The sequence below is a fragment of the Neobacillus sp. CF12 genome, from assembly GCF_030348765.1.
Lineage (GTDB): Bacteria > Bacillota > Bacilli > Bacillales > Cytobacillaceae > Neobacillus.
In genome coordinates, this window is sequence record NZ_JAUCEU010000007.1 from 3,846,201 (window position 1) to 3,865,441 (window position 19,241).

General features: G+C 36.2%; 14 protein-coding genes and 2 pseudogenes. 13 read left to right on the forward strand and 3 right to left on the reverse strand.

Annotation, left to right across the window (positions count from 1 at the left end; translation table 11 throughout):
- Positions 1-378: 378 nt before the first annotated feature.
- The 8 genes from QUG14_RS18390 (at position 379) to rlmH (ending at position 9,639) form a co-directional block, all read left to right on the forward strand.
- Positions 379-1,836 (forward strand): M23 family metallopeptidase, encoded by a 1,458-nt coding sequence (locus QUG14_RS18390; RefSeq protein ID WP_289341897.1) that lies wholly within the window; start codon positions 379-381, stop codon positions 1,834-1,836.
- A 164-nt stretch (positions 1,837-2,000) separates the two neighbouring features.
- Positions 2,001-2,711: a response regulator YycF gene (gene yycF, locus QUG14_RS18395; protein ID WP_289341898.1), complete on the forward strand. Its 711-nt coding sequence runs from the start codon at positions 2,001-2,003 to the stop codon at positions 2,709-2,711.
- 8 nt (positions 2,712-2,719) lie between these two features.
- On the forward strand, positions 2,720-4,543 hold the full coding sequence (gene walK / locus QUG14_RS18400) for a cell wall metabolism sensor histidine kinase WalK (RefSeq protein WP_289341899.1): 1,824 nt from the start codon (positions 2,720-2,722) through the stop codon (positions 4,541-4,543).
- The gene (locus QUG14_RS18405) at positions 4,540-5,859 is read left to right on the forward strand and encodes a YycH family regulatory protein (RefSeq protein WP_289341900.1); all 1,320 of its coding nucleotides are present in this window, start codon (positions 4,540-4,542) and stop codon (positions 5,857-5,859) included. The genes walK and QUG14_RS18405 overlap by 4 nt, the downstream gene beginning before the upstream one ends.
- Positions 5,846-6,643 (forward strand): two-component system regulatory protein YycI, encoded by a 798-nt coding sequence (locus QUG14_RS18410; RefSeq protein WP_289341901.1) that lies wholly within the window; start codon positions 5,846-5,848, stop codon positions 6,641-6,643. The genes QUG14_RS18405 and QUG14_RS18410 overlap by 14 nt, the downstream gene beginning before the upstream one ends.
- A 6-nt stretch (positions 6,644-6,649) precedes the next feature.
- A complete protein-coding gene (locus QUG14_RS18415) occupies positions 6,650-7,444 on the forward strand; it encodes an MBL fold metallo-hydrolase (RefSeq protein ID WP_289341902.1) in 795 nt (264 codons plus the stop codon).
- 198 nt (positions 7,445-7,642) lie between these two features.
- A complete protein-coding gene (locus QUG14_RS18420; RefSeq protein WP_289341903.1) occupies positions 7,643-8,875 on the forward strand; it encodes a S1C family serine protease in 1,233 nt (410 codons plus the stop codon).
- 284 nt (positions 8,876-9,159) lie between these two features.
- Positions 9,160-9,639 carry a 23S rRNA (pseudouridine(1915)-N(3))-methyltransferase RlmH gene (rlmH, locus tag QUG14_RS18425; protein ID WP_289341904.1) on the forward strand — a complete coding sequence of 160 codons (480 nt, stop codon included), beginning with the start codon at positions 9,160-9,162 and terminating at the stop codon, positions 9,637-9,639.
- 156 nt (positions 9,640-9,795) lie between these two features.
- Here the strand turns inward: rlmH and rsiV are convergent, their stop codons facing one another.
- Both rsiV and QUG14_RS18435 read right to left on the reverse strand, forming a co-directional pair.
- Complete coding sequence (rsiV, locus tag QUG14_RS18430) at positions 9,796-10,653, reverse strand: anti-sigma-V factor RsiV (protein WP_289341905.1); 858 nt, start codon at positions 10,651-10,653, stop codon at positions 9,796-9,798.
- Complete coding sequence (locus QUG14_RS18435; RefSeq protein WP_289341906.1) at positions 10,653-11,150, reverse strand: RNA polymerase sigma factor SigV; 498 nt, start codon at positions 11,148-11,150, stop codon at positions 10,653-10,655. The genes rsiV and QUG14_RS18435 overlap by 1 nt, the downstream gene beginning before the upstream one ends.
- A gap of 329 nt (positions 11,151-11,479) precedes the next feature.
- Here QUG14_RS18435 and QUG14_RS18440 point away from each other — a divergent pair, with 329 nt between their 5' ends.
- Positions 11,480-13,399, forward strand: a complete 1,920-nt coding sequence (locus tag QUG14_RS18440; RefSeq protein WP_289341907.1) for an acyltransferase family protein — start codon at positions 11,480-11,482, stop codon at positions 13,397-13,399.
- An 80-nt stretch (positions 13,400-13,479) separates the two neighbouring features.
- Here the strand turns inward: QUG14_RS18440 and QUG14_RS18445 are convergent.
- Positions 13,480-13,617: pseudogene (locus tag QUG14_RS18445) on the reverse strand (peptidase M28); the annotation flags it as partial.
- A 640-nt stretch (positions 13,618-14,257) separates the two neighbouring features.
- Between QUG14_RS18445 and QUG14_RS18450 the strand changes: the two are divergent.
- The 4 genes and pseudogenes from QUG14_RS18450 to QUG14_RS18465 all read left to right on the forward strand — a co-directional run bounded on the left by QUG14_RS18450 (position 14,258) and on the right by QUG14_RS18465 (position 19,120).
- Positions 14,258-14,710: pseudogene (locus QUG14_RS18450) on the forward strand (helix-turn-helix domain-containing protein).
- Between the two features lie 108 nt (positions 14,711-14,818).
- The gene (locus QUG14_RS18455) at positions 14,819-15,883 is read left to right on the forward strand and encodes a DUF4037 domain-containing protein (protein WP_289341908.1); all 1,065 of its coding nucleotides are present in this window, start codon (positions 14,819-14,821) and stop codon (positions 15,881-15,883) included.
- A 265-nt stretch (positions 15,884-16,148) separates the two neighbouring features.
- Entirely contained in the window at positions 16,149-17,018 is an 870-nt protein-coding gene (locus tag QUG14_RS18460) for an AraC family transcriptional regulator (RefSeq protein ID WP_289341909.1), read from the forward strand.
- Between the two features lie 329 nt (positions 17,019-17,347).
- Positions 17,348-19,120: a sigma-54-dependent Fis family transcriptional regulator gene (locus QUG14_RS18465; protein WP_289341910.1), complete on the forward strand. Its 1,773-nt coding sequence runs from the start codon at positions 17,348-17,350 to the stop codon at positions 19,118-19,120.
- Positions 19,121-19,241: the final 121 nt, after the last annotated feature.

Genomic DNA, 19,241 nt, shown 5'->3' on the forward strand with positions numbered 1-19,241 from the left:
TGCATTGGTAAGCTTCTTTTTTATTTGTAACAAACGTAATGTTCTTGTATTAAAACATCCAAATATTTACACCATTTTAGCGAAGCATGTCTGTATTTGTAAAATGTAGGCATATAATAATTTCTACTAAAACGTTGATCTAATAACTTTAACCTATGAATATAGGAAAAATAGCACATAAAAACTGAGCCATTACCAACTCCTATGTTTGTAGTAAAATGTCAGTTATTATACAATTTTGTTACATTATCAAGACTAATCGTTATTTATTAGGAATTTATGTTAAAGTTAAAATGTAGTAAAAAGAGGGAAATTTCTTTTGTGTGATTATAAAGTACTAGATTAAGAGAGTTGTTTCCGCAATTTAGGAGGATTCCAATGTTATTTTTTAATAAAGGAAGAAGATCAAGTAAATTAGAGAAAAAACAATCTTTGAAAACTGTAGTTATGACAGCGCTTGCTGCTTCTGCACTGATTTTCAGCACTGTGTCTGCGAGTGCAGCGGGTTCATATAAATTAACAACTGTATACCATGTATACCATAATCAAGAATATATAGGGACTGTTTCTGATAAAGAGCTTGTCGAGAATATTGTCGAAGAAAAAGAAGAAATGTTTAAAGAATCGACAAAGGATTTAAACGTAAAATTTGGCTCGGATATTGACTACATAAAAGAGCAGGTTTTTAATTCAACAGCGAATGATAAAGAAACCATTCAAAACCTAGAAGGTGCAATTCAACTTCAGGCAGAAGCTTCCTCCATTATCATTGATGGCAATCCGGTTGTCTTTCTCGAAAACCAGGAAATCGCTGAAGATGTTATTAATAGACTTAAACTTAACTATGTAACTCAAGCACAACTAGACGAAGTAGAAGCTAGAAAAGCAGCACCAACAGCTGAGTTACCACCATTGAAAGAAAATGAAACTCGTATATTAGACGTAAGAGCATCTAAAGAAGTTTCATTTGATTTAGAAAAAGTAACACCAGATAGAATTATGTCTGCCGATGAAGCAGTTACCTTTTTACAAAAAGGTACGTTAGAAGAAAAGAAATATGTAGCCCAAGAAGGCGATGTACTCGGTACTATTGCTAATAATCACGGATTAACATTAGTCGACTTTCTTGCATTAAATCCTGGACTAACGGAAGACTCCGTAGTAAATATTGGTCAAGAAGTTAATGTTACAGTATTAAAACCATATCTTGAAATTATTGTTGACAAAGAAGTAAATCAAAAAGAAGAGATTCCGTTTGCAAATGAAACGGTTGATGATGCCGCTATGCCTAAAGGTGAAACAACCGTTAAGCAAGAAGGTAAAAATGGTGAACGTTCTGTTAATTACCGAATTTCAATACAAAATGGTACAACCGTCAGCAGCATCGTTACAAGTGAGTCCATACTTGTACAGCCAGTTAATCACATTGTAGTAAAAGGAACAAAGGTTATTCCTTCTCGTGGTAGTGGTAACCTTGCTTGGCCAACATCAGGTGGATATATCTCTAGTAAGCAAGGCTATAGATGGGGTAAAAGCCATAAGGGAATTGATATCGCAAGACCAAGTAATCTAACCATTAAAGCAGCTGATAATGGGAAAGTTGTTTCAGCAGGCTGGGATGGCGGTTACGGTAACAAAGTTGTGATTGATCATCAGAATGGTCTACGTACCGTATATGCTCACCTCGCCTCTATTAGTGTAAGTGTAGGCCAAACCGTTTCACAAGGCTCTGCTCTTGGTGTTATGGGTTCAACTGGAAACTCAACTGGGGTTCACTTGCATTTTGAAGTTTACAAAAATGGAGCGCTTCAAAATCCGCTTAGTTATTTAAAATAATATCTATTATAATAAAAGAGTCTCTGGTCTGTACTAGAGGCTCTTTGCGTGTTAAATACTACTAATAGATGAATTACTGCAAATAACATGTTAAAGTAAACTAGAGTAGAAATGCCGTTTATTATTTTCAATAGATATATTTTATAAACAAAGGAGCAATGGGTATGGAAAAGAAAATTCTTGTAGTGGATGATGAAAAACCGATTGCGGATATTTTGCAATTTAACTTAAAAAAAGAAGGTTACGATGTTTACAGTGCCTATGATGGCAATGAAGCACTAGCGATGGTGGAAGAAGTACAACCAGATTTAATTCTCTTAGATATCATGCTTCCATTAAAAGATGGAATGGAAGTTTGTCGTGAAGTCCGCAAGAAATATGATATGCCGATTATTATGCTGACGGCTAAAGATTCAGAAATAGATAAGGTACTTGGTCTTGAGCTTGGAGCAGATGATTATGTAACCAAGCCCTTTAGTACAAGAGAATTAATTGCCAGAGTGAAAGCTAACCTGCGCAGACATCAAGTCGTCATCTCTCAGTCAGATGAGGATGTTGAAACTAATGAAATTGAAGTTGGTTCCCTTACGATTCACCCAAATGCATATGTGGTTTCAAAACGCGGGGAGACGATTGAACTGACGCACCGTGAATTTGAACTGCTCTACTATTTGGCAAAACACATCGGGCAGGTAATGACTAGGGAACACCTGCTGCAAACTGTTTGGGGTTATGATTATTACGGAGATGTTCGAACGGTTGATGTAACGGTTCGCCGCTTACGCGAAAAGATTGAAGATAACCCAAGCCACCCTACGTGGATCGTCACTCGTAGAGGAGTGGGCTACTACTTGCGTAACCCAGATCAGGAGTAATGCCCTACATGAAAAAAGTTAGTTTTTTTCGGTCTATACATGTGAAATTCGTCATTATCTACGTCCTGCTAATTTTAGTAGCGATGCAGATTATTGGCGTTTATTTTGTCAGACAGCTTGAAGAAACGCTAAGGACAAACTTTCAAACCTCCTTAAAGGAACGGATAAATTTACTTGCCTATAATGTAGTTGAAGAAATGGAAAAGAAAAGAACACCTGAGGATCCTACCCTTGAAGAAGAAATTCGAAAAATCCTCCGGGACTTTGAATCGGCTGATATATCGGAAGTAAGGGTGATTGAGGGAAAGAATCGAAAAATCATTGGAACTTCGGATCCTGATCAAAGTGTAGTGGGACAAAGGACAACGGAACTTCTCATTACGCAATCCCTTAATTTAGAGGAAGATCAAAGTAATATTCGAATTGAACCGCATAACCTCCATCGAATATGGGTGCTTTCTACCCCCATTAAGTCTGAGGGCAAGGTAATCGGTGCCATCTATCTAGTGGCAAAAATCGAAAATGTGTTTACTCAAATGAAAACCATCAACGGTATTTTTGCAACAGGGACGGGTATTGCCCTAGCCATTACTGCTATTTTAGGTATTCTTTTAGCCCAAACCATTACCAGGCCAATTGCAGACATGAAAAAGCAAGCATTGGCAATGGCAAAAGGGAACTTTTCTCGTAAGGTTAGAGTTTATGGTCAGGATGAAATTGGAACTTTAGCCGTCACGTTTAACAATTTAACGAAAAAACTCCAAGAAGCTCAGGCCATGACAGAAGGAGAAAGAAGAAAGCTTTCTTCCGTTTTATCGTATATGACTGATGGTGTAATTGCGACAGATCGCAAAGGCAGAGTGATGCTAATAAATGAACCAGCAGCAGAGATGCTAAATGTTTCACGTGAAACAGTTCTCTCTCAGCCGATTGTTGATTTATTAAGCTTAAATGAAACAAATACGTTTGAGGATTTATTAGAGGAAAACGAATCGTTAATTCTTGATTATAGTACAAAAAAGGAACCTTATATCCTCCGTGCCAATTTTTCTGTTATTCAAAAAGAGACTGGTTTTGTGAATGGATTGATTGCAGTTCTTCATGATATTACCGATCAAGAAAAGATTGACGCTGAAAGAAGAGAGTTTGTAGCAAATGTATCGCATGAATTACGGACGCCGCTCACTACAATGAGAAGTTACTTAGAGGCATTGGCAGATGGTGCATGGAAGGACGAAGAAATTGCTCCTAACTTTTTAGAGGTAACAAGAACTGAAACAGAAAGAATGATTCGGTTGGTCAATGACCTCCTTTCACTTTCTAAATTAGATAGTACCGATTATCGACTTTCAAAAGAATGGGTAAACTTTGTTGATTTCTTTCACCGGATTATCGATCGTTTTGAAATGTCAAAAAACCAAAATGTAAGCTTTAAAAGGATGTTGCCAAGTCATCCAATCTTTGTGGAAATTGATGAAGATAAAATGACTCAGGTCCTTTACAATATTATTTCGAATGCACTTAAATATTCTCCAGAAGGCGGACAAATTACCTTTTCTATAAAAGAAGAAGAGGAGAAAATTATCGTCAGTATAGCGGATGAAGGTGTAGGAATTCCTAAAGAGAATATCGGTAAGATTTTTGACCGTTTTTATCGTGTAGATAAAGCAAGAACTAGAAAATTAGGCGGTACTGGATTAGGGTTGGCCATTGCAAAGGAAATGGTCAATGTTCATGGCGGTATGATTTGGGCTGCAAGTGAAGAGGGTAAGGGAACAGAGATTTCCTTTTCACTGCCATACGAGCAATCTGAAGAGGATGAATGGTCATGAAGTATGAAAATAGTAAATCAGTTATTTTAACAATTCTAATTCTGGTTAGTATTGTTTTAACCTGGAATCTTTGGACGTACCAGCCTAATTTTGAAATGATGGAAAACGGTAATGTTGTTGCTGAGGTAACTTTAAAAGAAAAACAAGAACTTCATAAGATTATTAGACCGGACCTAGCACTATTTCATAGCAATGGGGATCATTATGGAACAACACATGCAGTGGACCTTGATAAAATTATGGGTGAAATAAGAAAATGGTCTTTCTATGATGTTAGGAATTATACGGATGAAGTGGAAGATGTCAAGGAATTAGTGCATGGAAATGGAAATGCAGAACTTGTTTTTCCCGCTGAGGTTCCTATTGAAATTTACCGAAGCGTATTAAAATTTGAGGAGAAAAGAATTCCTGCTTTTAATTTTAATCGCATCATAATTAATGTTGAGAATTCAGAAAAGGAAGAGGGTACAGTTTACTTCATTTCTGCAGATTATCAACAGGTTTTCGTGAGTCATATATCTCCTGGTTTATTAAATGATTTCAACCGTAACTTCTTTAAAAACACTGAGCAATATCAACCCTATTTTGCATATGAAGCAACTGAGCAACGGACTGTTTTTATCCCTGATGGACAGTGGGAGATGGTCAAGTATACGTATTTGCCGGTTGTCCTAAATTCGGAGGCATTCAAAGAAGCACTGTTTGATCCGAGTTTTGTACAAAGGGGGACTGTTTCTGGGATAGAAGAATACAGTGATGTTTCTAGTAAGATGACAGTGAATCACGATACCAATATGCTGCTATATGTTAATCCTACGAGAGAGACTGATTATGTTGATAACGCCTATGATCTTTTAATGAGGAGTATTGATTTTATTAATGGACATGGAGGATGGACAGATCCTTATCGTTATGTGGAAAAGGATGTAAAGAGAAAATCGGTTAAGTTCCGGTTATATAGTACAGATGGTTACCCCGTTTTTAATGAAAGTGGAATGTCTGAGATTCAAGAAGTATGGGGAAGAGATGAAATAACGAAATATGTTAGGCCAAATATAGCCTTAGAGTTGCCGTTAACGACAGAAATGGAAAATGTAACCCTTCCGTCTGGATCTGAGGTAATGGGATATCTCAAGAGCAGAAAGAATTTCAAACCAGAATTATTAGAACAACTTGTTTTAGGATATGAAATGAAGAGGGATACGGGTGTAAACAAACTGATTCTCCTAGAGCCTGCTTGGTTTTATCGTTATAACCAGTCATGGGGACAAATCACGAAGGAAGACCTAGGGGGATTGTTACATGGATTGGAGTAAAATAAAAACAATTTTTATCTTAACCTTTCTGATATTAGATGTGTATCTCTTATTTCAGTTTATGAAAATCAGAGATGCGAATAAATATGAATTTATCACAGAGGCTTCCATTGAAGAAACACTAGAGCTAAATGAAATCAGCTATAAAGAGCTCCCAAAAGCACCTATTAAGGATCAGTATCTAAGTGCAAAGCCTAAAATGTTTACCAAGGAAGATACAGAAAAACTTAAGGATCAAATTGCGCTGTTAAAGGAACCGAGCACAACACTTCAAGTGAAGCTTGATAAGCCTATAGCATTAAACACAAAATTTGAGGCTGCAGAACTGACTTCTTTTGTAAGGGATAATGTTTTGTATGGTGACCAGTATCAATTTTGGAAGAAAAGCGATAAGAAAAACACCATCGTCTACTTCCAACATTATGACAATATGACCTTATATGAAAATCTAAGTGGAATGATTACTTTTCAAATTGATGACAAAAATCAAATTGTGTCGTATGAGCAAACCTACTTAGAGGATATTGCAAAAATGACGGACAAGGAAGAAATTCTTCCTCCTTTGAAGGCACTCGAAACCTTGCATCAAAAGGGCGTCCTCAAGTCAAAAAGCAAAATTACAAAAGTCGAACTTGGTTATTCAACTTTAATTCAGCTTGCAGCTTCACAAGCTTTAGCCCCAACATGGCGTTTTGTGGTGAATGAGAATGAAAGTCTTTATGTCAATGCGCTAGAAGGACAGATTATAGAATTTAACAACGATGAAAATAGGGATTTGGAGTGAAAAAATATGTCATTACGTTATAGCATTTTAGCGAGCGGGAGTACGGGGAATTCGCTTTATGTTGAATCAGACGAGCACTCCTTTTTAGTAGATGCAGGATTTAGTGGAAAGCAAATGGAGGCATTTTTTCAACATATTAATCGTGATATAAGTAAATTAACTGGTATATTTGTTACCCATGAACACAGTGATCATATTAAAGGGATTGGAATATTAGCCCGTAAATATAAATTGCCGGTATATGCAAATGAAAATACGTGGCGGGCAATGGAGCGGACAGTGGGAGAAATTTCAACTGAGCAAAAAATGATTTTCAGCACAGAAAGTGTAAAAAGCTTTGGCGCTACAGATATTGAATCATTCGGTGTATCCCATGACGCTGCAGAACCGATGTTTTATGTTTTCCATCATTCAGGGAAAAAATTAGTGCTAATCACAGATACAGGCTATGTTAGTGACCGAATGAAAGGAATCATTTCAAACGCGGATGCCTATATTTTTGAGTCCAATCATGATGTGCAGATGTTAAGAATGGGGAGATATCCTTGGAATATTAAACGAAGGATTCTCAGTGATCTTGGACATGTATCGAATGAAGATGCAGCGATTGCGATGAGTGAGGTCATTGGAGACAATACAAAGAGAGTATACCTTGCCCATTTAAGTCTTGATAACAATATGAAAGACTTAGCAAGAATGTCAGTAGCCCAGACACTGCAAAGCCAGGGACTTATTGTCGGTGAGGGATTTGATCTCTATGACACGGACCCTAAAGTGCCAACCATTTTAACAGCGGTTTAAAAGTAATACTAGGTTAAAGCACATTGTTGATTGGAGCGGAAATCAACAGTCACATTTAATAGAGAATACTTAAAGAACAAAGATACCTCGTGTTGGTATCTTTGTTCTTTTTTTTATAAAATAGCATTGGACAGAGTATAATTGTAACTATAAGCCAAAATATAAACTAGTTGCTTATGAAAGGGAGACGTGGTGAAAATGGGTTACTATGATGATCATTCACAGGAGCGCTACCAAAAGAAGAGTGGAAACAGAGGTGGTTACTTCTTTGCAAGCATTGTCGGTGCAATACTTGGCGCCATGCTAGTTGTCATATCGATTCCGGCATTATCTAATCAAGGGTTCCTTCCCTACAATGTACAACCCAATCAAAATCAACCTGCTGGGACAAATGACAATCATCAAGAAAATTTTATTCAACAGCAGGTTTCATACGATGTAAATACAGACACAACAAAAGCCATTGATAAGGCTGCAGACGCGGTAGTTGGGATTAATAATATCCAAACTTCAGATTTTTGGTCCGATGAGTCTGGTGATGATCAGGCTCCAGCTGGAACTGGGTCAGGGGTTATTTATAAAAAGGCAGGAAATAAAGCATACGTTGTAACCAACCAACATGTAGTCGAAGGTGCGACACAGTTAGAAGTTACACTAAATGATGGCACGAAGATTCCTGCCAAATTACTAGGCGGGGATATATGGACAGATTTAGCCGTCCTTGAGATTAGTGCAGAAAAAATTAAAAAAGTCGCTGAATTTGGTAATTCAGATGCTTTAAAAATGGGCGAACCCGTTATGGCGATTGGAAATCCACTTGGAGCGACTTTCTCTGGTTCTGTAACCCAAGGAATTATTTCTGGGATCAATCGAACCATTCCAGTGGATATCAATCAAGATGGAATTATGGATTGGAATGCTGAGGTACTGCAAACAGATGCAGCCATTAACCCAGGTAACAGCGGTGGAGCATTAATTAATATTGCTGGACAACTCATCGGCATTAACTCAATGAAAATTGCCCAAAATGCTGTAGAAGGAATCGGATTATCAATACCGATTAACTATGCAAAACCAATTATTAACGACCTTGAGCAATTTGGCGTGGTTAAACGGCCATATATGGGAGTGGACTTGAAGTCTGTAGCCGAAATACCAGGTTATTATCAAGAGGAAGCATTAAAACTACCGAGAGATATTAACTACGGGGTAGCATTGCGTCAAGTTGTACCTAATTCACCTGCAGCACAGGCTGGATTACAAGAGTTGGATGTAATCGTGGAAATGGATGGCGAAACGATACATGACGTCATTGACCTCCGAAAACATTTATACCAAGAGACAAAAGTCGGTGACCGGATGGAGATAAAATATTATCGAGAAGGAAAACTGGAAACCACAACGATAACATTAGCTGAAGATAGGTCATAACCAAAAAGCAGAAAGGTGTTATCACCTTTCTGCTTTTTTATGATATGATGGTAAACTGAATGAAGGTGTTTATAAAGCAAATAATAAGTTTGAATTGTTCGATACCAAACTTCTCTGTGGATAACTTACCAACAGGTGTGAATATCATTAAAAAACTGCTGTATATATTGTGGCGAACAAATGATTCCATACAATATGTGGATAAAAATTGTGGACATGTGGATAACTTCTGTGGATATCTTGTTTGTAAACTGTTTGTAATACAAAAAAGAGGGTTGTGGATTGTGAATATCTCTATTGTCAGTGTTGGCAAATTAAAAGAAAAATATTTAAAAATGGGAATTGATGAATACTTAAAGCGATTGAATTCATATGCAAAAGTGGAAGTCATTGAGGTGGCAGATGAAAAGGCACCTGAAGAATTGAGCGAGTCTGAAATGATCCAGGTAAAGCAAAAAGAGGGTGAAAGAATATTGGCCAAAGTTGGCCACGATACATATGTAATTGCACTAGCGATTAACGGAAAAATGCAATCCTCTGAAGATCTTGCTAATACGTTAGATAAATTAGCTACTTATGGGAAAAGCAAGATTGCTTTTATTATTGGTGGATCATTAGGCTTGAGTGATGAAGTACTAAAACGCTCTAATGAACAACTTTCCTTTTCAAAAATGACCTTCCCCCATCAACTAATGAAACTAATCCTGGTTGAGCAAATTTATCGAGCCTATCGAATCAATCGTGGTGAACCTTATCATAAATAGAGGCAGTTTTCTTCCAAACCCTTCAAAAGTTATGCTAAGAGCTGTGAAACAAGATCGAGGTGTTTTTTCATTTTTTATCAAGGTTGTCAAGATTGGCGGGGAACCTAACTAATGAAAAATCAGGGAATCAAACCCTGATTTTTCGTTATAATTCCGCTATTTAATATATTCTTTACTGGCTAATGCATTGGCAATCACATCGGTCGGAATGGTAAATTCACAAACGCCCATATACCCTGGCGCGACTTCGTATTTATTAAACACGATAACAAGTTTTCCTTTATCGTTAATATAAAAACTTTGGTCTTTGGCAATGGTTTTAAAGCCCATTTTATCATCCAACCAATAAAACTTGTCGGGGTCTCTATCCATTTGACGCCTCATCTGTTCCTTTATATTTTCGTTTATTAGGTTCAAATAGCTATCATCTTTAAATAAACTCGGTAAGGTTATCAGAAGTTCATTTTTCTTGTCGACCGTATCATACGTATATTCTGAGTAAGAATTCACCGTGCTTACAACATACCTGCCCACAGCAAGAATTTGATCATTGTCGGTTTTGACATCATAACCGCTTTCTACACCCAAATGACCTCCGCCATTTTTCTTTACTTCCTCTATTTCCGCCATGAAATCATTGTACAGTTTTTTACTTTCTGCCAGGTACTTTTTGTTCAAGGTGGATTCTAAGGTTTTATTTTCCATGTTCGTAATGGCAGGTACTTTTATTTCCATTTTGGCCGTTCCCTCTTCTACTTTAAATTCTGTAAAAGTCAACACCTTGATGAGCGAGCCAACAATAGGCACTTCTGATAAGGCATTTGCAAGTTTTGGACTCGCATTTATTCCTGTGATGAATATCAGTGCCGCTACTCCGATCCCAATAAGACGCTTCATCTTGTTCACATTTCTTTTCTTTTTTTCCTGGAGGGCTTTTTTCACGATGAAATCCAAATCATCGGGGATAGGAGTATTCTTATATTCTATTCTTAAAGCTTCCAATTTCTTATCCATTATATTAACTCCTCCTCAGTGATGATGATGCGTAATAATTTTAATCCCCTGTAAAGCCGTGTTTTCACTGTATTAATATTTTCATCTATAATTTCCGCGATTTCCTCCAATTTTAAATCTTCAAAAAAACGCAGAATAATTACGGTTTTGTACTGAATGGGTAATTCATCCAAAGCATTGTAAAGATCAATGTCATTGTATGCATCTTCTTTTCCATGACTTAAAAAGTCAATCGTTTGATCATCTACAAGGGTGATTTTCTTTTGCTTTCTTAAAAAATCGATCGACGTACGAACGACAATTTTATAAAACCAACTTTTGATCGATCCAGATTTTTGAATCGCTTTGATAGAGATAAGTGCTTTTTTTATTGATTCCTGGACAATATCCAATGCATCCTCTTGATTTTTTACATAACTGAACGCCAAACGATAAAAATCCTCTTTGTGATCATTCATACAGGTGACGAATAGTTCATTCACATCTTTTTTCTTCATTAGTTCAAAGAGCCCCTTTTTACAAAAATACATTTTATTTTTATAAGCTGTTCGAAGTTTAGACGAAGAAACATCATTAAAAAGTTTCATTCACATATTCCAGAATTCGGGCACCTTAAAAAATTAAATTTTCGAACAAACTATGTTGAATAATATAATAAAGTTTGCTTTCAAAAAAATAGTCTATGTTATTATTTTTTTTATCTTTTTTATGAAACTAAATGATTGGGTGGTCACGTCTATTCAGGGAATGATTTTTGCTCCTCTCTCTTAATTTAAAAAATCATGACACACTTGAGGAGCAGTACAGATTATTGGAGGAGTAGATTATGTCAGGCAAGACACAAAATCACCGTTATATCCATGGATTGGATGGACTTAGAGCTTTAGCAGTACTATTTGTTATTGCTTACCATTTTAACTTCAATTGGGCTAGAGGAGGGTTCCTCGGAGTAAATATCTTTTTTGTTTTATCAGGATACTTAATCACTTCGATCATGTTGCCGGCACAAGGACAGCGATTTACAATTAATTTGCGTGATTTTTGGATTGGACGGATGCAGCGTCTACTTCCGGCAGCCTATGTCATGATTTTGGTTACAATCGTTTGGGTGACGTTATTTAACAGAGAACTTCTTCATACATTAAAAGGAGATGCAATCTCTTCTTTTTTTTATACAAGCAATTGGTGGTTTATCTTTCATGAAGTTTCATATTTTGATAGTTTTGGCTCCCCTTCACCATTGAAGAATTTATGGTCATTAGCAATAGAGGAGCAATTTTATATCATTTGGCCGATTGTGTTGGCAATTGGTCTATACATATGTAATAAGCAAAGCAAGTTTGCGATTTATGTCTTTAGCGGTGCAATCTGTTCTGCCATGTTAATGGGTCTGCTTTATGAACCCGGGACAGATCCCAGTCGTGTTTACTATGGGACCGATACCCGTTCATTTGAACTGTTGATTGGCAGCTGGTTGGCTCTTGTTTGGCCAATGAAGAGACTCTCGTCCAAAAAGCTTTCTGTCAAGCTTCACAATACACTGAATATAACAAGTATCATTTCATTGGTCATCTTCATTTTTTGCGTATTGTTTGTAGATGAATATCAGGTGTTTTTGTACAGCGGAGGCATGTTACTGATTTGTATGAATTCTGCGATCCTGATCGCTTGTGTTTGTCATCCAGCAAGCTTTTTAGGGAAATTACTCGCCTGGAAACCTCTACGCTGGATAGGTACAAGATCTTACGGAATCTACCTTTGGCATTACCCAGTGATCGTGATAAGCACTCCCGTTTATGAAATAGGAAATCCTGCATACTGGCGTGTCGGTTTGCAACTAGCCATTACATTCATCATTGCGGAACTGTCTTATCGTATTATTGAAATGCCGATTCGAAAACATGGATTCCGATCATTATTTCTTAGGTACTTTGTCATCAATAGGATAAAGTGGAGAAGCTTTTCTTTTGGCAGAAAAATATTAACGGGGCTCATCCCTTTAGTCCTTCTGGTGTTTATTACCGGGATCACGGGTGTGGTAAAAGGTGAAGAACAAAAGGATGCAATGGCGTCATTTCCAGCTAATATAAAAATAAATGGTGAAGCGTCTTCCGGCAGTAAAGATACCGATACGAATCAGGAAAGCACTGCATCCGAGAAAAATCCTTCCGATCAAGATCATGGCGAAGATTTTAAACTAGGAACCGAACAGAACAAAGAAAAACCCCATAAGGAGAAAATTGATACAAATGAAATACCTCTAAATAAACCGTATACAGGAATACTGGCCATTGGAGATTCTGTTATGATAGATATTGCTCCAAGCTTGCAAGAATTATTTCCTGACATAACGATTGATGCAAAAATTGGAAGACAAGTTTCACAAGCTATCAAATTAGCCCCTGGTTATGAAGATTTTAATAATCCGGATAAAGCAGTCATCATTCAACTGGGGACAAATGGTTATTTTACTAATGATCAAATGGACACATTACTCAGCGCTTTCTCGCAGGCTCATATTTATTTAGTCAATACACGTGTACCGCGCTCATGGGAAGGCAAAGTGAATCAAGCATTATATAAAAAATCTCAAGAGTATAAGAATATTACATTGGTTGATTGGCATTCCGAAGCTATTGACCATCCAGAATATTTGGCAACAGACGGTGTCCATTTGTTGCCAAAAGGAATTGCAACCTTAACAGACCTCATCAACCAATCCATCATTCGTACAGCTTTAGAATAATGTTTAATCAAATTGATACTAATAACCTTAAAAGAAACAAACAAAAAGAAAGAGCGTGTTTTGAAAAAAAGATTGATAACATGATCCAAATCATCGTGATGAACAATAGAAACATTGCTGTGACTATAGCGTGCCGGTACACTCACGACCATAGTCGGAACACCGATATGATACAAATGGAATTTCCCGGCATCTGTTCCGCCTCCTGGCGTAATATCTACTTGACCGGGGGCAAAGGTTGCCCTCTAGTTTTTAAGAAGTGAGGCACCTTTGACCATGCTTCGTACCGAGTCATAAAATTTCTCCTTTAAATAGTAAATTAAGTTGATGAGATAATTAAAACATAAAATTCTTTTAATAGGGAAAAGTAGATTCTAGAAAAGCGCTTGGAAAAAAGTTAGTTAAATATTAGGATATTCACTTTTTAAAAAAGGATGTGCCATGAGGAACTTTAATAAGAGGTTGATAGTGTTAGCTGCCAACACAAATTAAGGTAGTTGGTATTTTTTTGAAAAAAATTGCCGGTATAGTAGGTGCGGTGAACCTTACCATAAATAGAGGCAGTTTTCATAAAGATATGTAAAACTGTAAAGGAACAATGCTGACCCAAAATTTGATTTTGGGTCAGCCTTTCAGTTTTTAAAGCAAAATAAAAAGTAACATCCTAATTTATTTTGTTGGGGAATTTGACTCTTGAACTTCAATTATAAAAACTTGTTTAGGTTTTCAAATACTGAAATATAACGCTTAAAACAACGCAACCTATACTTGCGGTTGATTGCAACCAAAGCTATCTTTACTTTTTATGATAGTTTTAACAATAATGGATTTATAAAGGGTAGAAAGGTGATTGCGGATATGAATTTTGCTGAGAGGTTAAAATAGGAGAGAAAGGTTAGAAGATGGTCACAAGAGGACTTAGCTGAAAAACTTTTTGTTAGCCGACAGTCAGTTTCTAAGTGGGAAAATAGTCAGAATTATCCAAGCATTGAAATCATAATTAAGTTATCTGATCTTTTTGGTGTAACAATTGATGAATTGTTAAGGAGTGATGCGGTGTTGACAGAGAAAGTGATTAAAGATAGTAAGAGCTTGGCGCATCCAAAACTAAAATTTATTTTTGATGTTTTATTTTTATTGGGTGTTGTTCTTTTGTTATTAAAACTTGGTATTCTTTTTTTAAATAGATTTACTGTGTTAGATATTACTTTAGTTGGCGGAGCATTTTTTTGGAACTTTGGTTCATTAATATTAATGATTGGCGCAGGTATCGGTTCTAACCTTGTTAAAGAAAAGTATAGAGTAGATTAAATATTTAAGTAGTAAATTCTTGTCAATACTTGTAAAGAAACTGCCGGTAAAGCTGGTGAGGTGAACCTTAACGCTTATTGAATATTTTTATAGATGGGGTTTGATTATTTGGTATTTATCAAAGGAATAGAATTAAGCAGGAAATTTTATCATGAAATTATAGAACAAGTTATATCAAGCAACTTTCCTAACTTGCAGTACACATCAGCATTGATTGGTCCCGGAAGTGAGATACTTGGTTTTGATACCGAAATGTCGACAGATCACGATTGGGGTCCGCGTTTGTTTCTATTTCTTCAGAAAATGGATATGAATCTTGTAAATGATATTTATCAGGTGTTACATAAAAATATACCCAATCAATTCTATGGATACCCTGTAGATTTGGAACAAACAGTGATTGCTTCGATAGAACAGTTTCTTAAACAAAGCCTCGCTATAGATATAGAAAAGGATATTCAATTAGTTGATTGGCTCACATTTCCATCGCAAGTTTTGGCAGAAATTTTGGGTGGTGAGGTTTTCCGGGATGATACTGGACAACTAACCAAAGTCCGCCAACAGTTAAATTACTATCCTTACGACATATGGTTATTTCAAATGGCGTCTACATGGAACAGGATTGGTCAAGAAGAGCATCTGGTACTTCGATCTGGATACATGGGGGATGAACTTGGTTCTTCCATAATAGGGTCAAGAATTATCAGGGATATCATGAGTCTATGTTTCTTAATGGAACGACAATATGCGCCATATGCTAAATGGTTTGGAACTGCATTTAAGGGATTGAACTGCGCGAATGAATTGTTACCAATATTGATGAATGTCCAATCTGCAAGTACATGGAGAGAGCGTGAAGAAGCATTGTGTAAGGCGTATGAGTTTATAGCAATCAAACATAATCAGTTGGGGATTACAGAAAAAATGACGGAACAGGTTACATATTTTTATGATCGTCCGTTCAAAGTTATACAAGGGGGAATGTTTGCCGAGATAATTGCAAGAAGAATCACAGATTCAGCAATTCGGAAGTTGTCCCAAAAACGACTCATTGGAGCAATTGATCAAGTTACTGATAATACCGATTTTCGGTCTATCAATCAGTGGTGCACGGATGAACGGTCGACAGAAAGGAACATAGTGAGGTTACTGTATAACAAAATACTAGAATAGAATCATATTTCTGTGATAATAATAAAACCGCTGGAATTAACGGTGAGGTGAACCTTATCATAAGTAAGTGAGGTTTTATATTTAACTATATCCATGGCTGAGAAGTTAAATTTAAGGTTATTTAAAAAGGATTAAAATGAACACAAAAACAGCTTAGAAGATTTCTAAGCTGTTTTTGGCCTTAATCCGATAAAATCCGTATAAAAAATATCGAGTGAAAAATCAATGATTACATTATGATGTAACTGTAAAGGAGGGAAATGAAATGTTACAAGAGTTTAACCATTTAATGGATTACATCGAAAAACATTTGACGGAAGAAATCTCGGGAAAAGAGATTTCAAAAATTGTTGGGCTATCTGATTATCATTTCAAAAGAATGTTTTCGTATATGGCTGGAATGTCATTGAATGAGTATATCAAAAACAGGAGATTATCCGAAGCTAATGTTGAATTAATAAACGGTGCGAAGGTGACAGGAATTGCCTATAAATATGGCTATCAATCAGTAGAAGGATTTTCAAGAGCATTTCGTGAATGGTGCGGCTTCTTACCTTCTGAAGTAACGAAAAATAAAATTCAAAAATCATTTCCTAAATTTTCATTCTATATAGATATTAAGGGAGGAACTTCCATGGAATTCAAAATTGAAGAGAAAGAGAAATTTAATATCATAGGTGTATCAAAAAGGGTGCCGGTACAATTCGAGGGTATCAATAATGCCATTATAGAACTAGCCCAGTCCATTACCGAGCAACAAAGAAATGAGATGCATCAATTAGCTGACTTATATCCTCATCAAGTCTTGAATGTATCCTATGATTTTGATGATGGTTACTTAGAAGAAAAAGGTTACTTAACTCATACGATTGGTTTTGCAACGACAAAAGAAAATCCATTTGCTGATTTAGAACAACTTTCTATTGAAAAAAGTTTATGGGCAATTTTCCCTAATCAAGGACCATTCCCTGCCACCCTTCAAGAAACGACTGCAAAAATTTATTCGGAATGGCTGCCATCTTCAGGCTATGAAATAGCGGACCTACCTGGAATTTCTTTTACAAAGCATGATGGTACTTATGAAAATGTATATAGCGAAATTTGGATGCCAATAAAGGAAAAAAGTAAACTTTAGTCATAAGTCTAAGGTATAAAATATCATTTATACACGTTACGGTGTATCTTACCATAAGTAATGAGGTTTCCTTATTAATATTAAATAGAGTGAATGCGTTACCATCAAAAAGCACCTTTATTTACTTCAATAAATAATTTATCAGTCGAATTCCTATATAAAAAATATGCATTTTTAGGAGGGGCATGGCGCATGGCCCTTTTTTTGTTGGATCAAAAATGGTAAGTAACCCTTGTGTTTTAAAAAATTATCTCAATCTTTGTTATTTTAAATAGCTGTTGTATAATCTCCTTATTACTGTTTCAAAAAGAAACACTTCGGAGGAAAAAATGATGAAAATTAAAGTAAAAGGGATTGCTCCTTACCAAGGACTCCGTGATCTTTTATTAAAAGTAGCGGGTGAGGATAGCAGATTTAGTATAGATGTGGAAATTGCAGACTTGGAGAAAGCATTGCCACTGGTTTTGAAAGCAGAAGAACAAAACTATGATGTGATTGTAAGCCGTGGAGGAACAGCTTCCTTTATTCGTAAACATGTCTCTATTCCTGTTGTGGACATACCTGTTTCTGGTTATGACATTTTGCGAGTTTTAACATTAATAAAAGACTCGAATAGCCGACTAGCGATCATTGGATTTCCTAATATATGCCAAGGTGCTGTGACAGTTTCAAGTTTGTTGGATTTTGAAATCCCGATATATTCTATTGACCATGAATCAGAAGTTAGGGATACACTCAAAAAGGCTGTAAAAGAAGGGGCTCAAATTGTACTTGGAGATGTGGTAACAGTCAATACTGCCCAAGAAATGGGGCATCATGGCATATTAATTACTTCGGGCATAGAATCAATTCAAGAAATGTTTGCTGAGGTCAAGCGTATTCACGATATTTATGTTAGGGGGAATGAAAAGGCGCAATTCTTCCAATATATCGTAAATAACTTTCCAATAGGGACACTTGTTTTCGATAAGAAAGGTTCTATTCAATACATGAACGATTCTATAAAGCAATGGATAGGGAATCTAGAAGTATTGCCCTCCGATTTAGATTTTTTACTTAAAGTAAATGGTATACAAAAAGATAGTATCCATTTTGAACATGTCCTTATAAATAATATATCTTATCATTTAAAGTCAGTTCCAAATGGTGAGAATGTTTTAATCTATCTGGAACCTAATAAAAGTCCGTATATGTCAGAGTTTGATATGGTTCAAATGCCGGAACAGATTTCTTCCTTCGCTCAAATTATGGGATCAAGTGATAAAATTACAAAAACAATTAAACGAGCAAAAGCATATGCCAAGACAAATAAACTGGTGTGGATATCAGGTGAAGTTGGAACAGGGAAGTCTAGCTTTGCAGAAGCCATTCATTCCGCTAGTTCACGAAATATAGGGAGGTTTTTCCGTGTTGCTTGTCAATCGATAAGTGAGGGAAAATTAGCGACGGAATTATTTGGAACTGAAACCAAGCTTGGGTTGCTCCGAATCCCATCAAACGATACCTTATATCTTGAGGCAATTGACAAACTATCTGTTTGGTTTCAGGAACGCTTAGCAAATGAACTTCGCAAGGGTAGCAATTTAAGAATCATTAGTTCATCAAGTGTACCATTTAAAACCCTGTTAAATGACACAACTTTTCATCAAGAACTTCTACATTTAATTGGAGAATATCAACTTGTTATCCCCCCTCTTCGCGAAAGAACAGAGGATATAGAAGAAATCGCAAGGGTATTAATAGCCAAACACAATTCTATATATGGCAAGCAGGTTGTTGGGATAAGAGAAGAAGTTCTATCTCAATTGGTGGAATATCAATGGCCGGGAAATTTAAAAGAACTTGAAAATATTATTGGTGAACTATTGGCTCTTGCAAAAGGGCATTATATTGGTAAAGAGGAATGGAATCTAGTATGGGAGAGATACAGTTTCACGAAAGAGATAAGTACTTCATCTCCAATAATTGATTTGAAAAGAACATGGGACCAAATTGAAAAGCAAATAATAGAGGAAGTATTGAAGGAAGAAGGTATGAATCAATCGAGAGCAGCTAAGAGATTAGGAATTAGTAGAGCAACATTATGGAGGAAAATGCAATAATTGTTTCAAATTTAAACAGATACAATGTTGTCTTTTATATTTCGATGTCATATAATCCATTTGTAAACGTTTTACACAGAAATGAGTGTTTCAAAAATAAACAGTAGTTTACAAGGGGGAT

Coding starts and splice junctions, on each gene's coding strand:
- yycF (WP_289341898.1), top strand. CDS start 2,001: ATGGAAAAGAAAATTCTTGTAGTGGATGATGAAAAACCGATTGCGGAT.
- QUG14_RS18390 (WP_289341897.1), top strand. CDS start 379: ATGTTATTTTTTAATAAAGGAAGAAGATCAAGTAAATTAGAGAAAAAA.
- QUG14_RS18410 (WP_289341901.1), top strand. CDS start 5,846: ATGGATTGGAGTAAAATAAAAACAATTTTTATCTTAACCTTTCTGATA.
- QUG14_RS18415 (WP_289341902.1), top strand. CDS start 6,650: ATGTCATTACGTTATAGCATTTTAGCGAGCGGGAGTACGGGGAATTCG.
- QUG14_RS18465 (WP_289341910.1), top strand. CDS start 17,348: ATGATGAAAATTAAAGTAAAAGGGATTGCTCCTTACCAAGGACTCCGT.
- QUG14_RS18440 (WP_289341907.1), top strand. CDS start 11,480: ATGTCAGGCAAGACACAAAATCACCGTTATATCCATGGATTGGATGGA.
- QUG14_RS18435 (WP_289341906.1), bottom strand. CDS start 11,150: ATGAAGAAAAAAGATGTGAATGAACTATTCGTCACCTGTATGAATGAT.
- rsiV (WP_289341905.1), bottom strand. CDS start 10,653: ATGGATAAGAAATTGGAAGCTTTAAGAATAGAATATAAGAATACTCCT.
- QUG14_RS18460 (WP_289341909.1), top strand. CDS start 16,149: ATGTTACAAGAGTTTAACCATTTAATGGATTACATCGAAAAACATTTG.
- QUG14_RS18405 (WP_289341900.1), top strand. CDS start 4,540: ATGAAGTATGAAAATAGTAAATCAGTTATTTTAACAATTCTAATTCTG.
- walK (WP_289341899.1), top strand. CDS start 2,720: ATGAAAAAAGTTAGTTTTTTTCGGTCTATACATGTGAAATTCGTCATT.
- QUG14_RS18420 (WP_289341903.1), top strand. CDS start 7,643: ATGGGTTACTATGATGATCATTCACAGGAGCGCTACCAAAAGAAGAGT.